Origin of the sequence: Vibrio sp. ZOR0018, assembly GCF_963865925.1 — a bacterium.
GTDB classification, from domain to species: domain Bacteria; phylum Pseudomonadota; class Gammaproteobacteria; order Enterobacterales; family Vibrionaceae; genus Vibrio; species Vibrio anguillarum.
This window is the reverse complement of record NZ_CAWMCN010000096.1, coordinates 138,637-162,232: the sequence shown is the minus strand read 5'-3', so window position 1 is coordinate 162,232 and position 23,596 is coordinate 138,637. Positions and strand designations below refer to the sequence as shown.

At 44.8% G+C, this 23,596-nt stretch carries 18 protein-coding genes; 12 read left to right on the top strand and 6 right to left on the bottom strand.

Going from position 1 to position 23,596, the window contains the following annotated elements; translation table 11 throughout:
• Together AACR75_RS06000 and AACR75_RS05995 are read left to right on the top strand one after the other, a co-directional pair.
• Nucleotides 1–1,182, top strand: a 1,182-nt coding sequence (locus tag AACR75_RS06000; protein ID WP_047689212.1) for a Bcr/CflA family multidrug efflux MFS transporter, incomplete at its 5' end; no start/stop codon positions are given.
• Nucleotides 1,182–1,841 carry a DUF2913 family protein gene (locus tag AACR75_RS05995; RefSeq protein WP_017049847.1) on the top strand — a complete coding sequence of 220 codons (660 nt, stop codon included), beginning with the start codon at nt 1,182–1,184 and terminating at the stop codon, nt 1,839–1,841. The genes AACR75_RS06000 and AACR75_RS05995, both read left to right, overlap by 1 nt.
• Nucleotides 1,842–1,883: 42 nt before the next feature.
• On the opposite strand, the gene AACR75_RS05990 is transcribed toward AACR75_RS05995, so the two are convergent.
• Complete coding sequence (locus AACR75_RS05990; protein ID WP_047689209.1) at nt 1,884–3,377, bottom strand: DUF2867 domain-containing protein; 1,494 nt, start codon at nt 3,375–3,377, stop codon at nt 1,884–1,886.
• Nucleotides 3,378–3,417: 40 nt separating this feature from the next.
• On the opposite strand from AACR75_RS05990, the gene AACR75_RS05985 reads away from it, so the two are divergent.
• The 8 genes from AACR75_RS05985 to nspC all read left to right on the top strand — a co-directional run bounded on the left by AACR75_RS05985 (nt 3,418) and on the right by nspC (nt 16,474).
• A complete protein-coding gene (locus AACR75_RS05985) occupies nt 3,418–4,794 on the top strand; it encodes an MATE family efflux transporter (RefSeq protein ID WP_047689207.1) in 1,377 nt (458 codons plus the stop codon).
• Between the two features lie 123 nt (nt 4,795–4,917).
• On the top strand, nt 4,918–5,589 hold the full coding sequence (locus tag AACR75_RS05980; RefSeq protein WP_013857013.1) for an ABC transporter ATP-binding protein: 672 nt from the start codon (nt 4,918–4,920) through the stop codon (nt 5,587–5,589).
• On the top strand, nt 5,570–8,023 hold the full coding sequence (locus tag AACR75_RS05975) for an FtsX-like permease family protein (protein WP_047689205.1): 2,454 nt from the start codon (nt 5,570–5,572) through the stop codon (nt 8,021–8,023). The genes AACR75_RS05980 and AACR75_RS05975 overlap by 20 nt, the downstream gene beginning before the upstream one ends.
• Nucleotides 8,024–9,157, top strand: coding sequence for a lipocalin-like domain-containing protein (locus tag AACR75_RS05970; RefSeq protein WP_047689203.1), 1,134 nt, complete (start codon nt 8,024–8,026; stop codon nt 9,155–9,157).
• Nucleotides 9,158–9,437: 280 nt separating this feature from the next.
• Nucleotides 9,438–10,583 carry a Na+/H+ antiporter NhaA gene (gene nhaA, locus AACR75_RS05965; RefSeq protein ID WP_026027720.1) on the top strand — a complete coding sequence of 382 codons (1,146 nt, stop codon included), beginning with the start codon at nt 9,438–9,440 and terminating at the stop codon, nt 10,581–10,583.
• 543 nt (nt 10,584–11,126) lie between these two features.
• A complete protein-coding gene (locus AACR75_RS05960; RefSeq protein WP_047689201.1) occupies nt 11,127–14,015 on the top strand; it encodes a pyridoxal phosphate-dependent class III aminotransferase in 2,889 nt (962 codons plus the stop codon).
• A 16-nt stretch (nt 14,016–14,031) separates the two neighbouring features.
• On the top strand, nt 14,032–15,276 hold the full coding sequence (locus tag AACR75_RS05955) for a carboxynorspermidine synthase (protein ID WP_047689199.1): 1,245 nt from the start codon (nt 14,032–14,034) through the stop codon (nt 15,274–15,276).
• 64 nt (nt 15,277–15,340) lie between these two features.
• Nucleotides 15,341–16,474, top strand: coding sequence for a carboxynorspermidine decarboxylase (gene nspC, locus AACR75_RS05950; RefSeq protein ID WP_017047688.1), 1,134 nt, complete (start codon nt 15,341–15,343; stop codon nt 16,472–16,474).
• A gap of 54 nt (nt 16,475–16,528) precedes the next feature.
• On the opposite strand, the gene AACR75_RS05945 is transcribed toward nspC, so the two are convergent.
• The 3 genes from AACR75_RS05945 to AACR75_RS05935 form a co-directional block, all read right to left on the bottom strand.
• Nucleotides 16,529–18,139 carry a methyl-accepting chemotaxis protein gene (locus AACR75_RS05945; protein ID WP_047689196.1) on the bottom strand — a complete coding sequence of 537 codons (1,611 nt, stop codon included), beginning with the start codon at nt 18,137–18,139 and terminating at the stop codon, nt 16,529–16,531.
• 358 nt (nt 18,140–18,497) lie between these two features.
• Complete coding sequence (locus AACR75_RS05940) at nt 18,498–19,010, bottom strand: glycine cleavage system protein R (protein WP_047689194.1); 513 nt, start codon at nt 19,008–19,010, stop codon at nt 18,498–18,500.
• Between the two features lie 202 nt (nt 19,011–19,212).
• Nucleotides 19,213–20,151, bottom strand: coding sequence for a DUF3943 domain-containing protein (locus tag AACR75_RS05935; RefSeq protein WP_231564190.1), 939 nt, complete (start codon nt 20,149–20,151; stop codon nt 19,213–19,215).
• 156 nt (nt 20,152–20,307) lie between these two features.
• On the opposite strand from AACR75_RS05935, the gene AACR75_RS05930 reads away from it, so the two are divergent.
• Both AACR75_RS05930 and AACR75_RS05925 read left to right on the top strand, forming a co-directional pair.
• The gene (locus tag AACR75_RS05930; protein ID WP_047689190.1) at nt 20,308–21,546 is read left to right on the top strand and encodes a CinA family nicotinamide mononucleotide deamidase-related protein; all 1,239 of its coding nucleotides are present in this window, start codon (nt 20,308–20,310) and stop codon (nt 21,544–21,546) included.
• A 263-nt stretch (nt 21,547–21,809) separates the two neighbouring features.
• Nucleotides 21,810–22,064, top strand: coding sequence for a hypothetical protein (locus AACR75_RS05925; protein ID WP_013857001.1), 255 nt, complete (start codon nt 21,810–21,812; stop codon nt 22,062–22,064).
• A gap of 67 nt (nt 22,065–22,131) precedes the next feature.
• Here AACR75_RS05925 and yfaE read toward each other — a convergent pair whose 3' ends face one another.
• The gene (yfaE, locus tag AACR75_RS05920) at nt 22,132–22,410 is read right to left on the bottom strand and encodes a class I ribonucleotide reductase maintenance protein YfaE (protein ID WP_013857000.1); all 279 of its coding nucleotides are present in this window, start codon (nt 22,408–22,410) and stop codon (nt 22,132–22,134) included.
• Nucleotides 22,410–23,543 carry a class Ia ribonucleoside-diphosphate reductase subunit beta gene (gene nrdB, locus AACR75_RS05915; RefSeq protein WP_010318364.1) on the bottom strand — a complete coding sequence of 378 codons (1,134 nt, stop codon included), beginning with the start codon at nt 23,541–23,543 and terminating at the stop codon, nt 22,410–22,412. The genes yfaE and nrdB overlap by 1 nt, the downstream gene beginning before the upstream one ends.
• Nucleotides 23,544–23,596: the final 53 nt, after the last annotated feature.

The following is a 23,596-nucleotide window of genomic DNA, read 5'->3' as shown; positions in this document are numbered from 1 at the left end:
AATAATACGCCGCACATTAGTTTTTTACTCTTCTTAGTCTTAGGCGCGATTGGCGCATTAACGCCGCTGGCGATTGATATGTATCTGCCAGCCATGCCAGCGATTGCTAAAGATCTCGGTGTGAGTGCTGGAGCGGTACAAATGACGCTGACTGCTTATACCGCTGGTTTTGCGATAGGCCAACTATTGCATGGCCCGCTGGCCGACAGTTATGGCCGTCGCCCAGTGTTGCTGATCGGCGTATTACTGTTTGGTATTGCTGCCACTGTGAGTGCGACTACGCAGGGTATTGAAGCGTTAACGTATGTTCGCGCTGCGCAAGGTTTTGCTGGAGCAGCGGCGGCTGTGGTTATCCAAGCGGTGGTGCGTGATATGTTTGATCGCGAAGATTTTGCCCGCGCCATGTCTTTTGTCACCTTAGTGATGACCGTTGCCCCGTTAGCTGCGCCGATGATTGGCGGACACTTGGCCATTTGGTTTGGTTGGCGTTCGATATTTTGGGTGTTAGCTATTTTTGCCGCGGTGGTGATTGCTCTCGTGGTTTGGAAAATTCCAGAAACACTCAGTGCAGAAAATCGTCAACCACTACGCTTTCGAAATACCATTCGCAACTATGTGCAGTTAAGCCGTAACCCAGTCGCGATGGGGCTTGTTTTTTCTGGTGCTTTCTCGTTCGCTGGTATGTTTGCCTTTTTGACCGCAGGCTCTTTTGTCTATATTGATATTTATGGAGTCGATCCTGATCAATTTGGTTACCTGTTTGGCCTCAATATCGTCGCGATGATTATCATGACCAGCTTGAATGGTCGAATGGTGAAACGAGTCGGTTCCCACGCCATGCTACGCTTTGGTTTATTGATTCAGTTGTGCGCAGGTATCGGGCTATTTATCGCGTGGTTACTCAACCTTGGTTTATGGGGTATTGTGCCTTTTGTGGTGCTTTTTATTGGTACATTGTCAACGATAGGCAGTAATTCAATGGGATTATTGTTAAGTGGTTATCCGAAAATGGCGGGTACCGCTTCTTCACTGGCTGGAACGTTGCGTTTTGGCACAGGCTCAGTGGTTGCGGCGATTGTCGCGATGATGCCTAGTGATGTTGAGTGGCCGATGATTGTGGTCATGACGGCGTGCTCGGTACTTTCATCTCTTTTTTATTGGACATTAGGAAGAAAGGCGTAATGTCAGAGTATTACCTCGAAATTCAACGTGTAGTGAATACAGCGCTGCAAGAGTTAACAGCAGAACACCAAGCGAATAAGCTGGTGAATGCGCCTTTAGCTAATAATCACTTTTTGGTGCATTGGGTGAGTAAGGCATTGAAAGCACAACGATTTCATCGCTGTGTGGTGGATGATTTAAATCGTTGGCAGAAAGCTGGACGTTCGAAAGGCAACCAATCTGAATTACTGTTTATCTTCAAACGCATCTCAGCATTTTACGGTAAGTTTTTTGCGCAAGACGCGGATAACATCATTACCGATAAGAAAATTGACGCGTTTTTGGAATTCATGGAAGCGGCTCACTGGGAAGTGACAACATGTGATCCATTGGTGAATGAAGGCAAATTACAGCTTTTTACCGATGGGCAAAACTCATTGGCTTTGTGCGCAAATCAGTGTGAATCATGCTTTGATGGTGAACTGCTCGTGAAGCCGATGAACTGGTTTGTGCGGGGCCATCATGCTGATTTCGTCGAAAAGGCCAGCAGTGCTGGCTTTATGGTGCACAAACGTACCGATTATAAGTCGAATGTGAAATATCATGGTGAGTATTTGATATACCCAAGCAACCATGGCGTGCAATTGGCTGAAATTCCATTAGGCTTTCCTATTGATTAGTATGGAATTGAAACCCAATAAGTTGCAGAGCTAGCGATTTCGCTAGCTCTTTTTTTGTGCCTTTTTGACGATGGCTTTGACCATGCCATTAAAAATAAAAAGGTGGGCAGGCATCATCGCGAACCAGTAAAGTAACCCTAAGAATCCTTTGGGGTGCCACCATGCGGTCACATTGAGTTCTCGCGTTTCGCCTAGATCTTTAATGGTAAATTCCAATCGCCCTAATCCTGGGCCTTTCATCCCAAAAAGAAGAGACAAAAACTGTTGAGGTTGGCAGCGGATCACTTTCCACGAATCAATAAAATCGCCAACTTGCAGTTCCAGGCCACAAGGGGAGCGGCGCACAGGTTTGCCACCACCGAATAAAAGATCGAGCCATTCGCGTGTACGCCATAGTGCATTGGCAAAAAAATAGCCTTCTTGGCGGCTTCCTATGGTTCGGATAACATTCCATAAAGCCTCAGCAGAAGCGCTGGTCTGAATCGTTGCTCCTGCTTGTTTAGGATAGTAGCCAAAACCGGGTTGCCAACGCTGTAGAGCACTTGGATCAAATCCCCACACTTGCGAGCGTGTAAATTCCCCTTCATGCTCGATTATTTTGGTGACAACGTCACGATATAAGATCAGTCTTTGAGGATAGCGTGCTTCAATGGCTTGTGAGTCGGCAATGTAATCATGATCTAAACCGGCAAGTAGTGCTCTGCCAATATTAGAAGGGACGGAGGTGACAAGACCTAGCCAGTAAGAAGCCATTTTGGGGGTTAATAGTGGGGTAGACCATAACCGAAAAGGTTTCTGCGTTGCCTGACAAATAATGGCAAATTGTTCGCGGTAGGAGAGGGTGTCAGGCCCACCGACTTCAAACAATTGGTGTGCAACGGGCTGCTCATTAGCTAATTCAAGTAGATAATGATTGAGGTTTTCCAGCGCTATCGGATTTGCTTTGGAATCAACCCATTTGGGAGTGATGAGCATCGGTAAGTTGTAAACAAAATCACGCATGATTTCAAATGCGGCTGATCCCGGTCCAAGAATGACACCGGCTCTTAATTCGGTCACTGGTACAGGACTTTTCCTAAGTAGATCGCCGGTCATTTTCCGTGCTTTGAGGTGCTCTGAGTTTCCGGTTTGTGGCTGAATCGCACTTAAGTAGATCAGGTGTTTGACCTGGCTAACCTCAAGGGCTTGTTTAACGTTTTCCGCTAACGACAATTCATAGTCGACGAAATCATGTCCTTGCGCCATACCGTGCACTAAAAAATAAACCAGTTCAAATTGTGGGATAAGCGCAAGTGTCGCCTCTTTATCGGTAAGGTCTAAATAACGCAAGGTAAGGCTGGGATGAGATATGGCACGTGAGGTTAAATAGTCAATGTGCCTAGCTGCGGCCGTTACTTGAAAACCTTGCGCTAATAGCAAAGGTAACAGTTGTGAGCCGACATAGCCTGATGCGCCGAGTACTAACACTTTTTTCATGACGGTCCCTTCAAATAAGATGGTTAGATTATGCTCACAGACGTATAATAGCGACTTCATTTTTCCTGTGCTATCAATGTGTTGAATTTGAGGTGATCGGTTGTCTGTTTTTTCGCAAATCGTGTTACATACAAGAGGCGATTTTTTCCGTCGCTTAATGGCTATCGCTCTGCCGATCACCTTGCAAAGTATTATGTTTTCTAGCCGTGGTCTAGTGGATGTTTTGATGCTAGGGCAATTAGGTGAGGCAGAAATTGCTGCGGTAGGCGTTGCCGCTAGAGCAACTTTTGTCACCACCATCATGCTAGTGGGCGTGACAACCGGAGGCGCACTTTTAACAGCTCAGTATTGGGGCGCAGGAAACAAACAGGGCGTGCGAGAAAGTACGGCACTTACGTGGTTAGTCGCTAACCTATTTGCTGTAATGACGGTGGCACTATTTTTACTGTTTCCAAGTCAAATCATGGCACTAACCACGGATTCCGAGACCGTTAATGCGCTAGGTAGCCAATATTTGATTATTACCTCACTCAGTATGTTTGCTGTAGCTTGCGTCAGTAGTATGGCGGTAGGGCTGCGAGCGATGCATAAACCGGGGCTCAGTACGTTTTTTAGCGGTATTGGTATTGTTTCAAACGTGTTTTTAAACTGGGTGCTGATTTTCGGCAAATTGGGTTTTCCCGCGATGGGAATCGAAGGTGCGGCGATTGCTACCGTGCTCAGTGGTTTTATTGAAGTCGCGTGTTTATACGGTTACCTCTATGCCAAGAAACATCTGTTAGCGTTTGGAATTGACGATATCCGAGCCATCATTGAATGGCCTACCATTTCTCGTTTTTTGAAGCTTTCGTTGCCAACTACCTTTAATTTCCTAGCATGGGCAGGCGGTTTATTTGTCTATCATGCCATCATGGGGCAGAGTGGTGTGCAAGGCTTAGCTGCGTTATCGGTGATGACGCCAGTAGAATCAATTTCATTGAGTTTACTGATTGGGATGTCGAATGCGGCTGCGGTTTTAGTCGGTAACCAACTTGGCGCTAAGCAGTACGATGCCGTTTATTATCAAGCCTTGGGCCTAACTATCATCAGCCTTCTTGTGGGCGTGGTTGTCGCTGCCGCTTTGTATGTGGTGCAGATCCCTATCCTGAACTCTTTCACCGCCTTGACGGATGAAACCCGTGCTTTATCTGAAGAGTTTATCGTGATACTGAGCCTTGGCATCATTTTACGTTCCATTCCAATGACGGTGATTGTTGGCGTGTTGCGAGCTGGCGGTGACGTAAAGTTTTGTCTTTATCAAGATTTAGTCGCGCAGTGGCTGATCGGTATTCCGTTAGCCGCATTTTGTGCGATTGTGCTTGGGGCTAAGCCTGAAGCCATCTATTTATTGTTTCTCGTTGAAGAGTTGATTAAATGGGGCGGTTCTCTTTATCGAATGAAAAGCAAGAAGTGGATGCGAAATTTGATTGAAAATTAGACACAACGCAGTTAGGTGGTGCAATTTGATGCACATAATGTGATCCGGTATCCAAAATGCTTTCTACTGCAGGAGAATTAGTGTAGATTCACAATCCAATTTTAGTCGATTGCGAGCGATTTGATGTTACAGCTGACCAACCTGTGTAAAGGCTATCTAGATGGCGATGAATTTCATCCCGTGCTACAGGGGGCAGAGTTAACATTAAACCGAGGCGACCAAATCGCATTGATGGGTGAAAGTGGTTCGGGTAAGAGTACATTACTCAACCTTATTGCTGGATTAGATATTGTCGATTCTGGCGAAATTTGGTTTCCAAGTTTTGCCATGCATGACACGTCAGAAAATAAGCGTACCGCTTATCGCCGAAATAACATTGGTCATATATTTCAGCAGTTTAATCTTCTTCCCACCCTCAATCTCGCGGATAATATTCGCTTTTGTCGTCAGTTGAAAGGAATGCCGGAAGACCAAGGTTTACTGCGTCAAATTCTTTCTTCGCTTGATTTAATGCCGTTGCTAGGCCGATACCCTGAAGAGGTTTCTGGTGGGCAGCAGCAGCGTGCTGCGATCGCGCGCTCCTTGTACATGGAGCCTAAGATTTTATTAGCAGATGAACCAACCGGTAGTCTTGATGAGCGTAATGCCGAGGCGGTGATGCGTTTATTGACGACCTTAACTCGCCAGCTGGATTGCACGTTATTATTGGTGACGCACAGTGAAAAAGTCGCGCAGCATATGGATGGTCGCGTACGTTTACAAGGAGGGTTGTTGCATGTTATGGCCCGTAGTTAAGGCGCTACTTGGTCATTATCGGCGTTATCCTTTACAAATCATTCTAGTATGGCTGGGTTTAACGCTTGGCGTTTCATTGTTGGTGGGAGTGACGGCCATCAACCAGCATGCTCGTCAAAGTTATGAACATGGCGAAAAGCTGTTTTCTAATCCATTACCTTATCGTATTCGTTCCAAGCATATTGCCAATAAAATCCCCCAAGGTTTCTATATTCAGTTGCGCCGTGATGGATTTTCTCAGTGCGCTCCTTTTGAAAACCATCGTTTGACGACAAAAAATGGCACGGATATTTCGCTGATTGGGCTTGATCCCGTCGCGATGTTGCCAACCAATAGCGGCCTTCCTTTATCGGAATTTTCGACATTATCATTGATGAATCCGCCGTATCCTATTTTGGTGAGTGTTGATCTCGCTCGTCTCCAAGGTTGGCAAACGGGTGATTTTATCGTGCTTGATGATGAATCAAAGTTAGGTCCTATTCAGATCGATCAACAAGATCTCATCAACGGCACACGCGTTATTGCGGATCTATCCTTGGTGCGTATACTCAAGAAAAGTTCGGGCTTATCTGTTATTGCTTGTGGTGATATGCCGCCAGAGAAACTGAAAAGACTAAAAGATAATTTACCTAATGGTTTGACGCTAGTCCGTAGTTCTCGCACTGAGCTGGAATCACTCACGCGTGCTTTTCATCTCAATCTCAATGCAATGGGTATGCTGGCATTTTTGGTCGGGCTATTCATATTCTACCAAGCCATGTCTTTATCTTTAATCCAGCGCCAACCTTTAGTCGGGTTATTACGGCAAGCGGGCGTTTCTGGCTGGCAGCTTACCCAAGCATTGGTGATTGAGTTGTTTGGCATGGTCCTGCTTAGCTGGATATGCGGTAACGGATTGGGGTTATTATTGGCCAATCAACTTATTCCAGCGGTTTCAGCCAGTTTGGGTGACTTGTATGATGCTAATGTCGGTTTATCGATTAGCTGGAATTGGCAGTGGAGTAGTTACAGTTTAGCCATGGCGTTGATTGGTGCATTCGCGGCGTGCGCTTGGCCCCTCGTCCGGTTGCTAAAATCGCAGCCTATTCGTCTTTCGGCTCGTCTCTCTTTGCTTCGATTTGCTGGCACAGAATTTCGCCTGCAAGCCCTTGTTGCTTGCGCATTGACTGTCGCGGCGATTGCCGTGTATCAAGTTCCACAAACGCAACTTTCTGGTTTTGCAATTATTGCGTTGATGTTACTCAGTGTTGCGCTGTTTACGCCTTATCTTATTTGGACGCTGTTCAACAGTTTTTCCTACTCACTCGCTTGGGTAAAAGCGCGTTGGTTCTTTGCCGATGCAGCCGCCAGTATGAGCTATCGCGGTGTTGCAACTATGGCATTTATGATTGCTATGGCGGCGAATATTGGCATTGAAACCATGGTTGGTAGCTTTAGAGACACTACTGAAAAATGGTTAAACCAACGTTTAGCGGCCGATATTTATGTCTATCCTACCAATAGTTCAGCATCAAGAATGAGCAGTTGGTTGAAAGCGCAGCCTGAGGTCAATGATGTTTGGTGGCGTTGGGAAAAAGATTTCGCCACTGACAAAGGTGCATTGCAAGTGGTCAGCACAGGTATCTCCGATGGTGAGTTAGACTCGTTGACGGTTAAACTCGCTGTTCCTAACTATTGGTATGATTTACACCATTCAAAGAGTTTGATGATCAGTGAATCCATGGCGCTTAAATTAGGCATTAAGCCTGGTGATTTTATTGACCTTTCTGAGCCTTTGGGCCAAAAGTGGCAAGTCGTGGGAGTGTATTACGATTATGGTAACCCTTACCACCAAGTCTTATTGTCACACCAAAATTGGTTATTTGCGTTTGCCAGTACGGGAAATGTGGCGCTAGGAGTGGTTTTGCACGAAGGTGTGAATGACCAAGGATTAAAGAAGCGACTAGAATCGGTATTTAGGTTGGGCCCTGAGCGGATTTTTGATAACAATCACATCCACACTCAAGCGATGCGGGTGTTTGACCGAACCTTTGCCATCGCCGATACGCTCGGGCGTATTACTTTGTTGATTGCCGTGTGTGGTATTTTCTTTGCTACGTTAGCCGGAGAGGTTTCCCGCCAGCGACATGTTTCGCTACTGCGTTGTTTGGGTGTTTCTGGTAAAGAGCTGGTGGTGATTGGCAGCTTGCAGTTGTGTGTTTTTGGGGCGATAGCGCTCGTGATTGCAATGCCGTTAGGGCTTGCACTCGCTCGTCTTGTGGTGGACATCGTGATTAAACAATCCTTTGGTTGGACAATCCAACTGCAGTTGATCCCCGGGGAGTATTTGAAAACGGCAGCATGGGCGATGGTGACCTTGATGTGCGCAGGTGCAATCCCGGTTATTCGTTTGGTCAGAAGGCCACCGATTAGCTCATTTAGAGACGCGTTATAAATGATGAAACGATACCTCGTACTTTTGTGCTCTTTGTTGATTGCTGTATTGTTCAGCCTCTATTCGTGGCACCAGTATTGGCAGGCACAGCAAACGATTTCAGAATATGCCGTTTCTGAAACAGCTTCTAAGCAAATGGATACATCATCAATATCGAAAGAGCACCCGTTCGAGTTCGTGCTTCCTAATCGCTCGGTACGACTTCCTCAAGATTTCAATTTTCATCAAGGTTTTGAACATGAGTGGTGGCATTACTTTGCGAATGTCAGTGATGAACATGGGCAGCAATATGGGATCCAGTGGAGTTATTTTCGTCTCGCTAATGAAGCTCGAGATGCCAATGGATGGCTTAGTCCTCAGCTTTATCTTGCTTATGTGGTGATCTCTTCAAAGAATGAAGTCTGGCGTGAACAGCGGATTGCGCGGGGCGGAATTGGTCAAGCCGGCTTAGAATTAAAACCGTTTAAAATGTGGATTGATAATTGGAACTGGCGCGCACCGGGGACGACTCCATTTCCTGGAGTATTAGATGTAACGACGGACACGTTTTCACTCTCATTAAAAAATAACCTTTCCGGGCTATTTGTATTACCTGGTCAGCAGGGATACCAAAAAAAGCATGATTCACTTTCTTTAGCCTCATATAGTCTCCAAGCACCGTTTTTGCAGGTCAAAGGTGTGCTCAACTTAGGTGTTAACTCTCAACCTATTCAAGTCACAGGTAATGCATGGCTGAGCAAGGAGTGGGGTAATAATCTACTGCCTAACGCTAAACAGGGATGGGATAAGTTGTTCGTTAAACTCGATAGCAAAACAACCTTATTGGTTAATCGCTATCGTTATTTTCAGCAAGAGCCCTATTTGTTTGGGGCAATTGTGAAAGATTCGGGCACCACGATCGCACTATCTGCTGATGAAATTGATTTAGTTCCTGTCGTTTCTGCCGCGTCGGAGAATGAGCGTGACATCCCGTTGCAATGGGTGATAAACATCCCTAAATATAATATTCATCTGGTGACGAAAGCGGTGAATCGCGATCTGTGGTCACCCTTTCTGATCCCTTATTGGGAAGGCCCCATTATCACCGATGGTAGTCATAAGGTGACGGGTTTCATGCAACTAACGAGCAACTAAGTTCAAATATTTGCGGAATCTAAAGGTCAAGTTGTTCTTGGCCTTTTGTGTTTTTGTGAACCTTTTTTATTTTGTTGTAAATTTGTTACGCATGAAAACTAATCAACAATGGGAAAATAGTAAAAACCAAGGAATATACGTTGTATTGTTATGCTTGACTCGGAAATTCCGATTCTTAATATCTGAACAAGCGATTTTTACTTCTATCAGCTACTGTATAAACTCTGTCATATTCATTTGTTAATGGTTTATTAACATGCATAACTATAAGGACGATATCATGAGTGATGTGATTCGCGACTTTTTCAAGATGGAATCAGCAGGTGGTATTTTGCTGGTTATTGCTGCTGCAATTGCAATGATGATTGCTAACTCACCGCTAAATGATGTTTACCAATCTTTTTTACATTCCTACGTGTTTGGAATGTCAGTGTCGCATTGGATCAATGATGGCTTAATGGCCGTATTCTTTTTGTTGATTGGTTTAGAAGTCAAACGTGAATTGTTGGAAGGTGCTCTTAAATCCAAAGAAACGGCTATTTTCCCAGCCATTGCTGCCGTCGGCGGCATGCTTGCTCCAGCATTAATTTACGTGCTGTTTACGGCTGGTGATGCACAAGCGATTCAAGGTTGGGCGATCCCAGCGGCCACTGATATTGCGTTTGCGCTAGGTATTATGGCGTTATTGGGTAAACGTGTTCCGATCAGCTTAAAAGTGTTCTTGCTGGCGCTTGCGATTATTGATGACTTAGGGGTTGTGGTCATTATTGCGCTATTTTATAGCGGTGATCTTTCTACCATTGCGTTAACCGTCGGTTTCTTAATGACTGGTGTGCTTTTTATACTAAACAACAAGCATGTTACCAAAATCAGCCTTTACTTAATTGTCGGTGCGATTTTATGGTTTGCCGTACTCAAATCTGGTGTTCATGCAACCTTGGCTGGTGTAGTGATTGGTTTTGCTATTCCGCTGAAAGGTGATAAAGGTGAATATTCTCCGCTAAAGCATCTTGAGCATGCGCTACACCCGTATGTCGCTTTTGGTATTCTGCCATTGTTCGCATTTGCCAATGCCGGGATTTCACTGGAAGGGATCTCCGTATCTAGCCTCACGTCAATGTTGCCTTTGGGCGTGGCTCTTGGCCTATTTATTGGTAAGCCATTGGGTATTTTTACCTTCAGTTGGGCTGCGGTGAAACTCGGTGTCGCTAAATTGCCTGAAGGGATCAATTTCAAGCATATTTTTGCCGTGTCAGTGCTATGTGGTATTGGCTTTACAATGTCGATTTTTATCTCGTCATTGGCTTTTGGACCGACCAATGCTGAATTTGATACGTTTGCACGGCTCGGTATATTAATGGGCTCAACCACTGCCGCGATTGTAGGCTATATATTGCTTCGTTTATCTTTGCCAAAAAACGCATAAGAATAATCAGCCCTCCGTAATACGAGGGCCGATTCATTTTATAAACTAACCATTTGATTTATCAATATTCTTAATCAATAGAAAATTTAAGTTTTTATCGATTTATTGAAAATTATTGCCAGCGTAATTATTTTTTGATATTTTTCGCACCAATCTCGGACAGTAGCTTCTGGGGGACACGCGTAATGACCATTCAGGCTGATTGTGACATTACGTAGGGTAGGTATCAGCAAGTCCTTTTGTTGATAGACGGGATACTCTTGCAGCGGGAGCTGCATGTGAATGGGAAACCCAACATTGAACTCATCATCACTTAACACACTGACGTTAATCAGCTTTGTACTTCCTCTATGCCCTGTGCTTGAAGACAGTTCTATCACCGAACCTTGATTCTCTGATTTAGTAATCTTTCATCGAAGACGATGAACCAATTTCCGTTTTTGCCTTTTGGCTAATACGGAGCTTATTGCTATGTCATATTTCCTTATATTCAAACCAAACCAAGGAAATAGGCGGAAATTTTCACATTCAAGGGGAAGGGAAATGAGCACAGCCTTTGAAGTCGATAACACTATCGCAAACATTTTTTCATCTCAGGTACCTGTTGTTGAAGGTATTTATGATCTCACACCGGACCAAATTCTACTCGATCAAATTGAGCATGAATCTGAAGTTCGTTCATACCCACGCCGTCTACCGATTGCCATCAAGCAAGCTTATGGTGCGTTAGTAGAAGATACGCGCGGACAAATTTTCCTCGACTGCTTAGCGGGCGCGGGAACGTTGGCGCTTGGGTATAACCATCCTGAGATCAATCAAGCACTGAAAGAGCAGTTAGATTCAGGTCTGCCATATCAGACATTGGATATGACAACGCACGCTAAAGACAAATTCATCAAGCAAGTAAAAGCATTTTTGCCTGAAGAGTTTGCAAAAAATTCCGCGATTCAATTTTGTGGACCTTCTGGTGCGGATGCCGTTGAAGCGGCTATCAAGCTGGTGAAGCAGACAACGGGTCGTAACACTATGTTTGCGTTTCGCGGTGCTTACCACGGTATGACCAACGGAACGATGGGCATGATGGGCAACCTGAATACTAAAGCTCGTCGCACAGGGTTAATGTCGGATGTGCATTTTATGCCATTCCCATACAACTTGCGCTGCCCGTTTGGTTTAGGGGGCGATGAAGGTGCCAAAGCGAGCATTCACTACATCGAACGTCTGCTGAACGATGACGAAGCTGGTATCATGAAACCGGCGGCCATTATTGTTGAACCTGTTCAAGGTGAAGGAGGCGTCATTCCCGCTCCAGCATTCTGGTTGCGTGAACTACGCCGTATCTGCGATGAACACGGTATTTTATTAATTTTCGATGAAATTCAGTGTGGCGTGGGTAAATCGGGTTACCGCTTTGCATTTGAAGAGTCTGGCATTTGTCCTGATATTCTTTGCCTATCTAAAGCCATTGGTGGTGGTCTACCAATGTCTATTCTTGTGTTCAAGAAAGAGATCGATACTTGGAAACCGGGTGAGCACACAGGCACGTTCCGTGGTAACCAATTGGCCATGGTTTCTGGTGCGAAAGCGTTAGAAATTATTTTACGTGATAACCTCGTTGAACACGCTAATGTCGCGGGTCAGTACCTACGCCAAGGTCTTGAAGCCATTCAACGCCGCGTGAATTGTATTGCTGAAGTTCGTGGCAAAGGTTTGATGCTCGGCCTCGAGATTCGTAAACCAAACGGTGAAATGAACAAATTTGGCGAGCCAATGGCCGATGGTCAATTAACACTCGCTATCCAACGCGCAGCACTTGAGCGTGGGTTGATGGTTGAAAAAGGTGGTCGTGAAGGATCCGTTATTCGTTTCTTACCACCGATTATCATCTCATTCGAGCAGATCGATTTTGCTCTGCGCACTCTTGAAGCGGCGATTTTAGCCGCAGGTGGCGGCGAGAAAGATCCAGAGCCAGAAAATCAAGCCTGGAAGAAGCATTTTATCCAAACCGGTGAAATGGGCAGCAATGAATTTGCCGATGTGATGAACCATGCCACTTCTGCGATGAAAGCTGTTTTTGAACAAGCCAAAGCGCCTTATTCAGGTTTGGATCCAAAGCAGCTTGAAGAAGCGATTTACGCAGTAGATTTGGATAACAAAAATGCGCCATTGAAGGATGTGATCTCTGAAATGGCAGATCTGGTAGCCAAAAATTCCATTATCGTTCAACACCCAGATTGTATTGCTCACCTGCACACGCCACCCTTGATGCCATCAGTAGTGGCTGAAGCGATGATTGGTGCATTAAACCAGTCTATGGACTCATGGGATCAATCGTCTTCTGCTACCTATGTTGAACAGAAAGTGATTGATTGGATGTGTGAGAAATACGAACTCGGCGCTCAGGCGGATGGTATTTTCACCAGTGGTGGCACGCAAAGTAACCAAATGGGTTTAATGTTAGCTCGTGACTGGATTGCCGATAAATTAAGTGGTCATTCTATTCAAAAGCTGGGCTTACCTGAGTATGCCGATAAGCTGCGTATTGTGTGCTCGAAAAAATCGCATTTCACCGTGCAAAAATCGGCCTCTTGGATGGGGTTGGGCGAGAAAGCCATTTTGGCGGTTGATGCGAATCCAAACGGCACAATGGATGTCACCAAACTGGAAGCGGTTGTTGCACAAGCGAAAGCGGAAGGTCTTATTCCTTTTGCTATTGTTGGAACGGCAGGCACAACGGATCACGGTGCGATTGATGATCTGTCGACGATCGCGGATGTAGCACAGCAACATGATCTATGGATGCATGTGGATGGAGCATACGGCGGCGCATTGGTTCTAAGTAGCCATAAAGCACGTTTGCAAGGCGTTGAGCGTGCGCACTCGGTCAGCGTCGACTTCCATAAATTGTTCTTCCAAACGATCAGTTGTGGCGCGGTGTTGCTCAAAGATAAAAGTCACTTTAAGTATCTACTGCATCATGCGGATTACCTTAACCGTGAACATGATGAACTGCCAAACTTGGTGGATAAATCTATTTCTACGACCAAGCGTTTTGATGCATTGAAAGTGTTTATGACAATGCAAAACGTAGGCCCTAAGGCTTTGGGTGAAATGTACGATCATCTGCTAGAACAAACACTGCAAGTGGCAGATTTAGTGCAGCATCACGATGCTTTTGAACTCTTGGCTGAGCCTGCTCTCTCCACCGTGTTATTCCGTTCCGTGGATAAACAAGCGGTAGATTTTGACGAGTTGAACAAAGCGTTGCGTTTAGAAGCATTGACACGTGGTGTCGCGGTGTTGGGCGAGACGATTGTGGATGGCAAAACAGCGCTTAAATTCACCATTTTAAACCCATGCTTACAACTGTCAGATTTCAAAGCATTACTTAATAAGATTGAAGTACTAGCCTCTGAGCTAGCCAAGGCATAAAGGAATACAAACAACCATGTCTATTTTACAAATTGGCGCGGGAGGCGTTGGCTGGGTTGTCGCACATAAGGCGGCCCAAAACAACGACATACTCGGTGATATTGTTCTTGCTTCTCGTACTCTTGAAAAGTGCGAGAAGATCATTGAATCGATCAAAGGAAAAAATAACCTTAAAGATCCAACTAAAAAACTTGAGGCACGCACCGTCAAGGCGGATGACGTAGCCTCGTTAGTTGCATTAATTAAAGAAGTCCAGCCTGATCTTGTGATCAACGCTGGCCCTCCTTGGGTAAACGTGCCAATCATGGAAGCCTGTTATCAAGCCAAGGTTTCCTATCTAGATACATCGGTTGCTGTTGACCTTTGCTCTGAAGGTCAACAAGTGCCTGAAGCGTATGATCCTCAATGGGCATTTCGTGAAAAATTTAAGCAAGCAGGCATTACCGCTATTCTCGGTGCTGGTTTTGATCCGGGCGTGGTTAGCGTGTTTGCCGCGTATGCGGTGAAGCACCTCTTTGACGAAATCGACAGTATTGATGTGATGGACATTAATGCAGGCGATCACGGCAAGAAATTTGCGACTAACTTTGATCCAGAAACCAATATGTTAGAGATTCAAGGCGACTCTTTCTATTGGGAAAAAGGGCAGTGGCAGCGTGTTCCTTGCCATTCACGAATGCTAGAATTTGATTTTCCTCAGTGCGGCCAGCACAAGGTGTACTCCATGTCGCACGATGAAGTGCGTTCGATGAAAGAGTTTATTCCGGCCAAACGTATTGAATTTTGGATGGGTTTTGGCGATCGTTATCTCAACTATTTCAATTGCATGCGTGATATTGGTTTATTGAGTCCAAACCCATTGACGCTGCAAGATGGTACTGTGGTTCAACCACTTCAAGTGCTTAAAGCGATGCTGCCAGACCCAACCTCTTTGGCCCCAGGCTACAAAGGCCTGACTTGTATTGGTACTTGGGTGCAAGGTTGGAAGGACGGTAAACAGCGCAGTGTCTTTATCTACAACAATGCAGACCATGAAGTGGCATACCATGATGTAGAGCACCAAGCCATCGCTTACACCACGGGCGTTCCTGCTATTACTGCGGCATTGCAGTATTTCCAAGGGCATTGGGCACAAGCGGGCGTGTTTAACCTAGAGCAGCTTGACCCTGATCTGTTTTTAGAAACGATGCCGAAATTAGGTTTGGATTGGCATGTTCAAGAGCTCGATATCGGGCAACCAGAGATTAAAATTCTAAAATAAGAGTTTTCGATAGTTAAGCCGATGCAGATGTGTCGGCTTTCTTCAATTTGAGAGTGATAAATAGATGCAAAAAAGCGAACTCCAAACGCCCTATTTTATGATTGATGAATCACAGTTGATCGCGAACCTAGAAATCGCGAAGCAGCTCAAAGAGATGTCGGGCGTCAAACTCGTCTTGGCTTTAAAATGCTTCTCTACTTGGGGAGTGTTTGACATCATCAAACCTTACTTAGATGGCACCACCAGCAGTGGCCCATTTGAAGTAAAATTAGGTTACGAAACGTTTGGTGGTGAAACTCACGCCTATAGCGTTGGCTACAGTGAAGCTGATGTTAAAGAAGTGGCCGATATTTGCGACAAAATGATTTTTAATTCGCAATCCCAGTTGGCCGCTTACCGTCATTTAGTTGAAGGCAAGGCGTCATTGGGTTTACGTTTAAACCCCGGCGTGAGTTACGCTGGGCAAGATCTTGCCAATCCCGCACGTCAGTTTTCTCGTTTAGGTGTTCAAACAGACCACATTGATAACTCAGTGTTCGATACTATCAATGGCGTGATGTTCCATATGAACTGTGAGAACAAAGATGCTGATGCGTTCATTGCGTTATTAGATTCGATCTCTGAGCGTTTTGGCCAATATCTGGATAAGTTAGATTGGGTCAGCCTAGGCGGTGGTGTGTTCTTCACTTGGCCTGGTTATCCGCTAGAAAAATTAGCATTAGCGCTTAAGGCCTTTTCAGAAAAGCATCAGGTTCAGCTTTATCTTGAACCGGGTGAGGCGATCATCACGAAAACGGCTGATTTAGTGGTGACTGTCGTCGATATCGTTGAAAATGGCATGAAAACAGCGATTGTTGATTCGGCAACTGAAGCGCATCGTTTAGACACACTGATTTACAAAGAGCCTGCGGCTATTTTAGAAGCGAGTGCGGACGGTGAACATGAGTATGTCATTGGTTCGTGTTCTTGCTTAGCGGGTGATCAATTTTGTGTGGCTTCATTTGAACAGCCATTATCGATTGGCCAGCGGTTGCATATCATGGACAGCGCGGGCTATACCATGGTGAAATTGAATTGGTTTAATGGCCTTAAAATGCCTTCCGTGTATTGTCAACGCAGTACAGGAGAGCTTCAGAAACTGAATGAATTTGGCTATGAAGACTTTAAACGTTCATTATCTCAATGGTCGGTAAACTGATGACAATAGGCCTCACCATACAGTGGGTGAGGCCTATTTTTGTAAAATCACACCTTAGAGTTTAAAGCTTTTCATTCTTTCGTCTAATTGGCGTGAAAGAGCGGCCAAGGTTTCACTCTCTTCTGCCAAATAGTTTGCCGATTGTGACATCTCCAATGCCGAATCGTTAATACCACTGACGTTACGGTTCATTTCTTCGGCCACTGCACTTTGTTCTTCTGCCGCAGTGGCGATTTGAATTGCTTTATCACTCACATGCTGAATATGACTGACGATCAAGGAAAGATCGCTGCCTGCATTTTCTGCCCGCTCCACACTGTTATAAGCGAGATCTTGGCTTTTTTGCATCGCGTTTGATGTACTAACGGCCAGTTGCTGTAAGCGGTTAATGGTGGTTTGGATTTGGTCAGTGGAATGATGAGTACGGCTAGCTAAATTTCTGACCTCGTCGGCGACCACTGCGAATCCTCTACCTTGTTCTCCAGCACGTGCGGCTTCAATCGCTGCATTTAGCGCAAGTAAATTAGTTTGTTCAGAAATGCCGCTGATCACTGTGGTAACTTCACTGATTTGCATCACGCCTTCTTTGAGTTTGTGCACTTGCTCAGTGGCCACTTCCAGCTCTTTTGAGAGCGCTTTAATGCTGTCCACACTGGAATGTACGTCTTTATCGCCTAAGCCGGCTTCTTTGCTGGCATCCAATGTGTCTCTTGCTGTCTCTTCTGCATGGCCTGCAACATCGGCAACAGTCGCACTCATTTCATTCATCGCGGTTGCGAGCTGGCTTAATTGGTCACGTTGGCTGGTCACCGCTTGGCTAGTTTCTTCCGCAGAAGAAGCGATGCGAATGGCGGCCTCTGCAAGCAGGTTTGCTGAGGTGACCGACTCGGTTAATGCTAAACGCACTGCGCTTACACTGTCATTGATACGACATGCCACAATGCCAATCTCATCTTCTCCCATTACTGGGACTTGTGCGGTTAAATCGCCGCTTGCCACTTTTTTCATGACTTCTTTAATTGACTCTAACGGCATAATGATGGCTCGGCTGATGACCACCCCAAGCGTTGCCATCACAAACACAACTGCCAATGTCGCTCCTCCCATCTTGAGGATCTGTTTGTTGATCGCCTCTTCAATGTCATTGATGAGCATGCCTGAGCCGATAATCCAATGCCACGGCGCAAACCCTTGGACTGCCGATAATTTCTCTGCGGGTGTTCCACTGTTAGTCTGCCAAGGATATGTCAACGTGCCTTGTTGACCATTTTTGCCAAGTTCAACCATAGTGAACCAAAACTCGCCTTGCGTATCTTTTCCTGGGCTTCCCATCTGTTTGCCAACCAAATCAGTGCGAATCGGATGGGCAATGGTGTAACGAGACTCATCGATAGCAAAAAGATAGTTGTTGCTGTCAAAACGTGTGTTGTTGATGAGTATTTTCGCCTGTGATTTAGCTTCGTCTTCGGGGAGTGTTTTCTGAAGGTGTGAGATTTGTGAGAGGAGAGTATCGATAACTGCGTTCAACCTCGCTTCACGCTCTACGACTAAGTTACTTCTCAGCGCGCTAGTTGCAATGAACAGTAAGCTCAATAAGCCAACAATTGCAACCGCGATAATAGCGGTCAGCTTGTAGCTGACCTTAATATTTTCAAGCTTCAACATGACGTTACCACCATTAAAACAACCCAACCTTATTGCTGGGCATATTGGTTTACCTGTTGTACTTGAGGTTACCGTGATGTTGGTTACGTTGATTGCCAGAGTCACAAGGTTTGTTAATGCTCATTAGTAATCATCCGTTTATCCATCTGACGGCGTCTTCAAGTTATTCGGCATCTAGGATTTGCAGGCTTAGATTAATTATGGTTACCCGCTCTTTAATATTGGAATATGGTCGTCATTTCGCGAATGCAATTAGTTGATTTTGTTAACTGAATCACAACTTTAATCTTACTTAATAGATAGTGAGGTCGATAAAAAAGGAAGCATCAGCTTCCTTTTTTCGGGGGCGTAAACGAGATTACACTTCTAATATCACGCGCGTATCTTCACTGAGCGCTTCAAGCTCATCGGCTACGTCTTCAATTTGTATCGCAGCAGGGAGCTTGATGGCTAGGTTGGCGGTAAATAAACTTGAGCTGACACCACCGCCACCCGCAATAAAAACGCGTTGGCAATCCATATCTATAATATTGATACCTTGATTATCAAGGAGATGGGTGATTTCGTTGACGATGCCTGCACGGTCGTTTGCATCAATCCGCAGTTGGTAAATCGTTTCTTTTTCGTGTTGATGTACGTCAGAATCAACAATCTGCACCAGAAGATCGGGTTGTTCTCTAAATGCTTGTTGAACGATAACGGCATTTGAGGTCGGTAACTCTATTTTAATGACGGCAGCTACTTGGTTTTCAATAAAGTTCACTTTACTTATTAACCATTTTCCACCATTTTCATGAGTGATCGCGGCAAGATGTTTAATTGTGGCTGGTGTTGCACTACCGACGAAATTGACGATAAAAGTACTGTTCATAATAGGCCTCCCATAGCAAGCTAACGAAAGATAAATCGTTGATCTTGAATTCCTTTCACTTCAGTGTAGAGGCCTATCTTAGATAAGACTTGATGAGAGTCAATTTTTTACATTTACGCAGTCTCTTGCTTGTCAGTATTCATACTTGGGCCACAAAAATAGCCTTGGCTTTAGGTATTGGCCTTGTGTTTAGCCCTGTTTTTTAGAAACTGACTTTGAGGTTAAGGCCATAAAATTGCGAATCATAGCTAGCACCTGAGTCCAAAGCAAACTTTGCGGCATCTTGGTTGCCAAACCAAGGTGTGCCATTAAATTCTACTTCGGCATCGCCTCCCCAAGCATTTGATACCCAGCCATGGATATGTCCAACAGGGTTGAGGAAGAAAAGTGTGGCATCACCCAGAGTCGATGAACCCAACACTTCACCACCTGTGGTAACAATATCTTGTTCCGCTTCAAACATCAGCTCACCGACAACCGCACCGAAAAAGGGCGTAATAAACAAGTCTTGCCATGACGGTATCTCGGCAAACGATTCTACGCCATATTCCCAAAAGAAAGTCGACATAACACCGGAGTAAAGAAAAGATTCAAACTCATTAAATCCAGCATGTCTTGCGGCTGTGTAGTAAACGCCGCCAAAGTAGGGGTGCATAATGTAGTTGAGATAATGCTCATCTCTATCCCAAGTGGGGCCGGATGATACGTTATCTTTCCATTTGCTGCCTATGCCGCTTATGCTGCGATCCTCTTCATCCCATTTGGTAATGGATGCAGGCAAAAATGTCATTAAACCAACGGTTGCTACGCTTAATCCTAAGATGGTGTAGGTTTGGCCTTTGAGATAGTCCCAGTCTTTTGTATCTTGCACGGTAAGATACTTAGGCAGCGCGGGCTCTTCAAGGTTTAGCGGTTGCGACTCTGCTAAGCTTGCTAAAAATGGAGAGTTTGATTGGTAAATATTCGGATCGTCATTAAAACAAGAAATTTGATTGCAGTCGACCGTATAGGAAAACTCAATGTGTTGGTTGAAATCGTATGCAGTGGCACTAGCACAAGCCGAAAACGATAACATCAATGGTATGATGCTTTTCTTTGACACGGAGGGCTCCAAAGTTTTGTTTTTAATGATCAGAATCACAATTATCTATTAAAGCGGCGGTGATGAAAACAGCAAATTATGTAAATAAGGAAACTTATGAGAAAAATAGCATTCAAAGCGTTATATATTGCACTTTATTCTCTGCCGTATTGATTGATAGCACACCTGTAAGCGTACACAAAAGGACACCATGATATGTTGAAAATAGCAATGTTAAGCACGGGTGAGGAAGTGCTCCATGGCGATATTGTCGATACCAATGCTGCTTGGTTATCCAGTGAGTTCTTCCAGCAGGGTTTTTCGTTAGTAAAACGATCAACGGTAGGCGATAGCCAGCAAGCCTTGGTTGAAGAGTTACTGATGCTTAGTTTCAATAATGATGTATTGATCGTGAATGGCGGGCTCGGCCCAACGTCTGATGATTTAAGTGCGGCGGCGGCGGCTCAAGCGGCGGACCAAAAGTTGGTGTTGTCTGTGCTGTGGAAGCAAAAACTGGACGAATTTTTTGCGCAGCGTGGTGTTGTGATGCCAGAAAGTAACCTCAAACAAGCGATGTTACCGGAGTTCTCTGACATCATTGATAACCCAATAGGGACGGCTTGCGGCTTTAAAGTTCAGATTAATGATTGTGTTTGTTATTTCACCCCCGGAGTACCCAAAGAGTTTAAGTTGATGGTCTCTGAACAGATTTTACCTGACTTGCTAGCGACATACCCACAACAAACGGGATTAGAGTGCAGCCGTTTATTCACTCTGGGTTCATCGGAATCGGCCATTTCAGATAAGTTGGATAAATTAGTCTTACCGGAAGGGTATATGCTGGGGTATCGTTCTTATCTGCCTTTTATTGAGGTGAAATTGTTTGGTCCGAAAAGTGATTTAGAACGCCGAGTAAAACTACTACAGATCATCTACCAGCATTTGGAACAATATGTTGTGAGTGTCGATGAACCTATGCTCACGCATATCGGTCATTTAATGCAAGACAAAGGATTATCGATCTCTATTGCAGAACAAGCGACCAAAGGTTGGCTCGCCAGTTGGTTGTTAAGTAACGAGCAAGTGGAAGCGTTGAGCGGTCACTGCTGGATTTTGAGCCGCAACGTTGAATCGGGCTTAGGCGATCAAGATCCACTCGCGGCGTCATTAGCGCTTGCTGGCGCAACGAAGGAAAAGTGTTCTACTTCGTTATCGCTCGTGACTGGTGTATTAAATGATGATCAATTTAGCCTAGCTTTATCGGCTCCGCAGGGAGAGTGGGGACAGATCCTCAAATTCAAGCGTCGTTACAGCGCCGATGAGCAGAGGGAGTTAATGGGGACCATCGCGGCTGATATGTTACGCCGCTATTTATCGAATAAGCCTATTTTTGCTCAGTATGGGGCATTGATCTCCGTCAAAGAGATGTTTTTACCTGCGAGCGTCATTGGCTAATCAACTCAATGTGTTAGCGTATTTTTAAGTCTAAGCTGTTGATAATTAAGTGCTTTGCATTTAAATTGTATCGGGTGGTAACTGCATGATTTTTTGGCTTATTCCGTAGGTTCGGTGAGGTGCTTAGCTTATGATTATTTCGTCTAAAGACTAAGCTCATGATTTCACGCATCAGATAAAATTGTTTCAAAATTGGGTCTTTTTTACACATCTTTTCTCTGTACACTGTCAGTCCGCTCGATGAAATTCAGCAGGAGGCTGACATGTTTAACCAATCGAAAATTTTAGTTTGGTATAAAGTTGCAAGTCAAAAAGTGATCTTAGGTGAGGCATTGAGTAATGAAATGAGTGATGTTGTTTCTTTATGGCTCAACGCTCCATCAGACTTAGATACGCCTAGCTATCAAGGATATAGACTTTCATTGTTTGATGGGGATGGCAGAGAAATCGCTAACAAATCCGTATCAATGGGTACGGCTGATGGCATTCTTCTAGGAATGTATAAAGCCAGAGCATAGCTCTGGCTTTACCTTTTTAACGCGCCAATGTGTGATGCGTTAACAGTGCACTATTGGCAGATCGAGATTAGGCTCGCCTTGCTTTGGGTCGATAATTAACACCAGCAAGTTCCACATGGCTTTTGGCTTTACAAATACAGGGCAATATTTCGTTGCGCTCTGTGTAAGCCATCGCAAAACCAACGTATTCCACTTCGCCTTTAACGAGCGTGCAGCGACAGGCACCACAGTGACCATCGCGACAGTTGTACTCTGGCTCTAGCCCCGCACTCTCCATACTTTCCAATAAAGTATTGGAAGAGTTTGATTCTATGGTTGTAACTTTGTTGATTTTAATGGTCGCCATTACAGCTCAAAGTCCTCGAAGTCATTGGCACGAACTTCATTGTCAATTTGGCCTACAAGGTAGGAGCTGATTTCTGCTTCTTGAGGTGCAACTTGTACGTTGTCTGAAGACAACCACGCATTAATCCAAGGAATTGGATTTGATGTTGCGCCGGGGTAGGCGATATCTAAACCAACCGCTTGCATACGAACGTTGGTGATGTATTCAACGTATTGGCACAGAATGTCTTTGTTTAAACCAATCATCGAACCATCTTTAAACAGATATTCAGCCCACTCTTTTTCTTGTTCAGCAGCCGCTTTGAACAAATCAAAACACTCTTGCTTGCACTCTTCAGCGATTTGTAAGAAAGCGAAATCGTCTTGTCCATTACGCAGCAAGTTGATCATATGCTGTGTACCAGTCAGGTGCAAAGCTTCATCACGTGCAATCAACTTGATGATTTTGGCGTTGCCTTCCATCAATTCGCGCTCTGCAAAGGCAAATGAGCAGGCGAAGCTGACATAGAAACGAATCGCTTCCAACGCATTGACTGACATCAAGCATAGATAAAGTTTGCGTTTCAGGTCACCCAAGCTAATTTTGACGCTCTCACCATTAATCTGATGTGTTCCTTCACCAAAACGGTGGTAGTCATTAGACAGTTGGATCAGATCATCGTAATAGTGTGCAATGTCTTTTGCGCGTTTCAATATGTGTTCATTTTCGACGATGTCATCAAACACAATACCCGGATCATTCACAATATTACGAATAATATGAGTGTATGAGCGTGAGTGGATTGTTTCTGAAAATGACCAGGTTTCAATCCATGTTTCCACTTCAGGAAGCGAAACCAGCGGTAGCAGTGCCACGTTAGGGCTGCGACCTTGGATTGAATCCAGTAGCGTTTGATATTTCAAGTTCGAGATGAAAATGTGCTTTTCATGATCTGGAAGCTTGTTGTAATCAATGCGATCACTCGATACGTCGACTTCTTCTGGACGCCAGAAGAACGAGAGCTGTTTTTCTATCAGTTTTTCAAAAATTTCAAACTTTTGCTGGTCGTAACGAGCCACGTTAACCGATTGGCCAAGAAACATCGGTTCTTTGAGTTGATCATTCTTTTTTTGAGAAAAAGTACTGTAAGCCATAAATGCCTCAATCCCTTTTAAGCTCCCCTGCGTGGGGAGCATTATTGAATACG

Coding starts and splice junctions, on each gene's coding strand:
- AACR75_RS05975 (WP_047689205.1), top strand. CDS start 5,570: ATGTTATGGCCCGTAGTTAAGGCGCTACTTGGTCATTATCGGCGTTAT.
- AACR75_RS05940 (WP_047689194.1), bottom strand. CDS start 19,010: ATGAACAGTACTTTTATCGTCAATTTCGTCGGTAGTGCAACACCAGCC.
- AACR75_RS05995 (WP_017049847.1), top strand. CDS start 1,182: ATGTCAGAGTATTACCTCGAAATTCAACGTGTAGTGAATACAGCGCTG.
- AACR75_RS05945 (WP_047689196.1), bottom strand. CDS start 18,139: ATGTTGAAGCTTGAAAATATTAAGGTCAGCTACAAGCTGACCGCTATT.
- yfaE (WP_013857000.1), bottom strand. CDS start 22,410: ATGGCGACCATTAAAATCAACAAAGTTACAACCATAGAATCAAACTCT.
- nhaA (WP_026027720.1), top strand. CDS start 9,438: ATGAGTGATGTGATTCGCGACTTTTTCAAGATGGAATCAGCAGGTGGT.
- AACR75_RS05980 (WP_013857013.1), top strand. CDS start 4,918: ATGTTACAGCTGACCAACCTGTGTAAAGGCTATCTAGATGGCGATGAA.
- AACR75_RS05960 (WP_047689201.1), top strand. CDS start 11,127: ATGAGCACAGCCTTTGAAGTCGATAACACTATCGCAAACATTTTTTCA.
- AACR75_RS05990 (WP_047689209.1), bottom strand. CDS start 3,377: ATGAAGTCGCTATTATACGTCTGTGAGCATAATCTAACCATCTTATTT.
- AACR75_RS05970 (WP_047689203.1), top strand. CDS start 8,024: ATGATGAAACGATACCTCGTACTTTTGTGCTCTTTGTTGATTGCTGTA.
- nrdB (WP_010318364.1), bottom strand. CDS start 23,543: ATGGCTTACAGTACTTTTTCTCAAAAAAAGAATGATCAACTCAAAGAA.
- AACR75_RS05930 (WP_047689190.1), top strand. CDS start 20,308: ATGTTGAAAATAGCAATGTTAAGCACGGGTGAGGAAGTGCTCCATGGC.
- AACR75_RS05925 (WP_013857001.1), top strand. CDS start 21,810: ATGTTTAACCAATCGAAAATTTTAGTTTGGTATAAAGTTGCAAGTCAA.
- AACR75_RS05955 (WP_047689199.1), top strand. CDS start 14,032: ATGTCTATTTTACAAATTGGCGCGGGAGGCGTTGGCTGGGTTGTCGCA.
- nspC (WP_017047688.1), top strand. CDS start 15,341: ATGCAAAAAAGCGAACTCCAAACGCCCTATTTTATGATTGATGAATCA.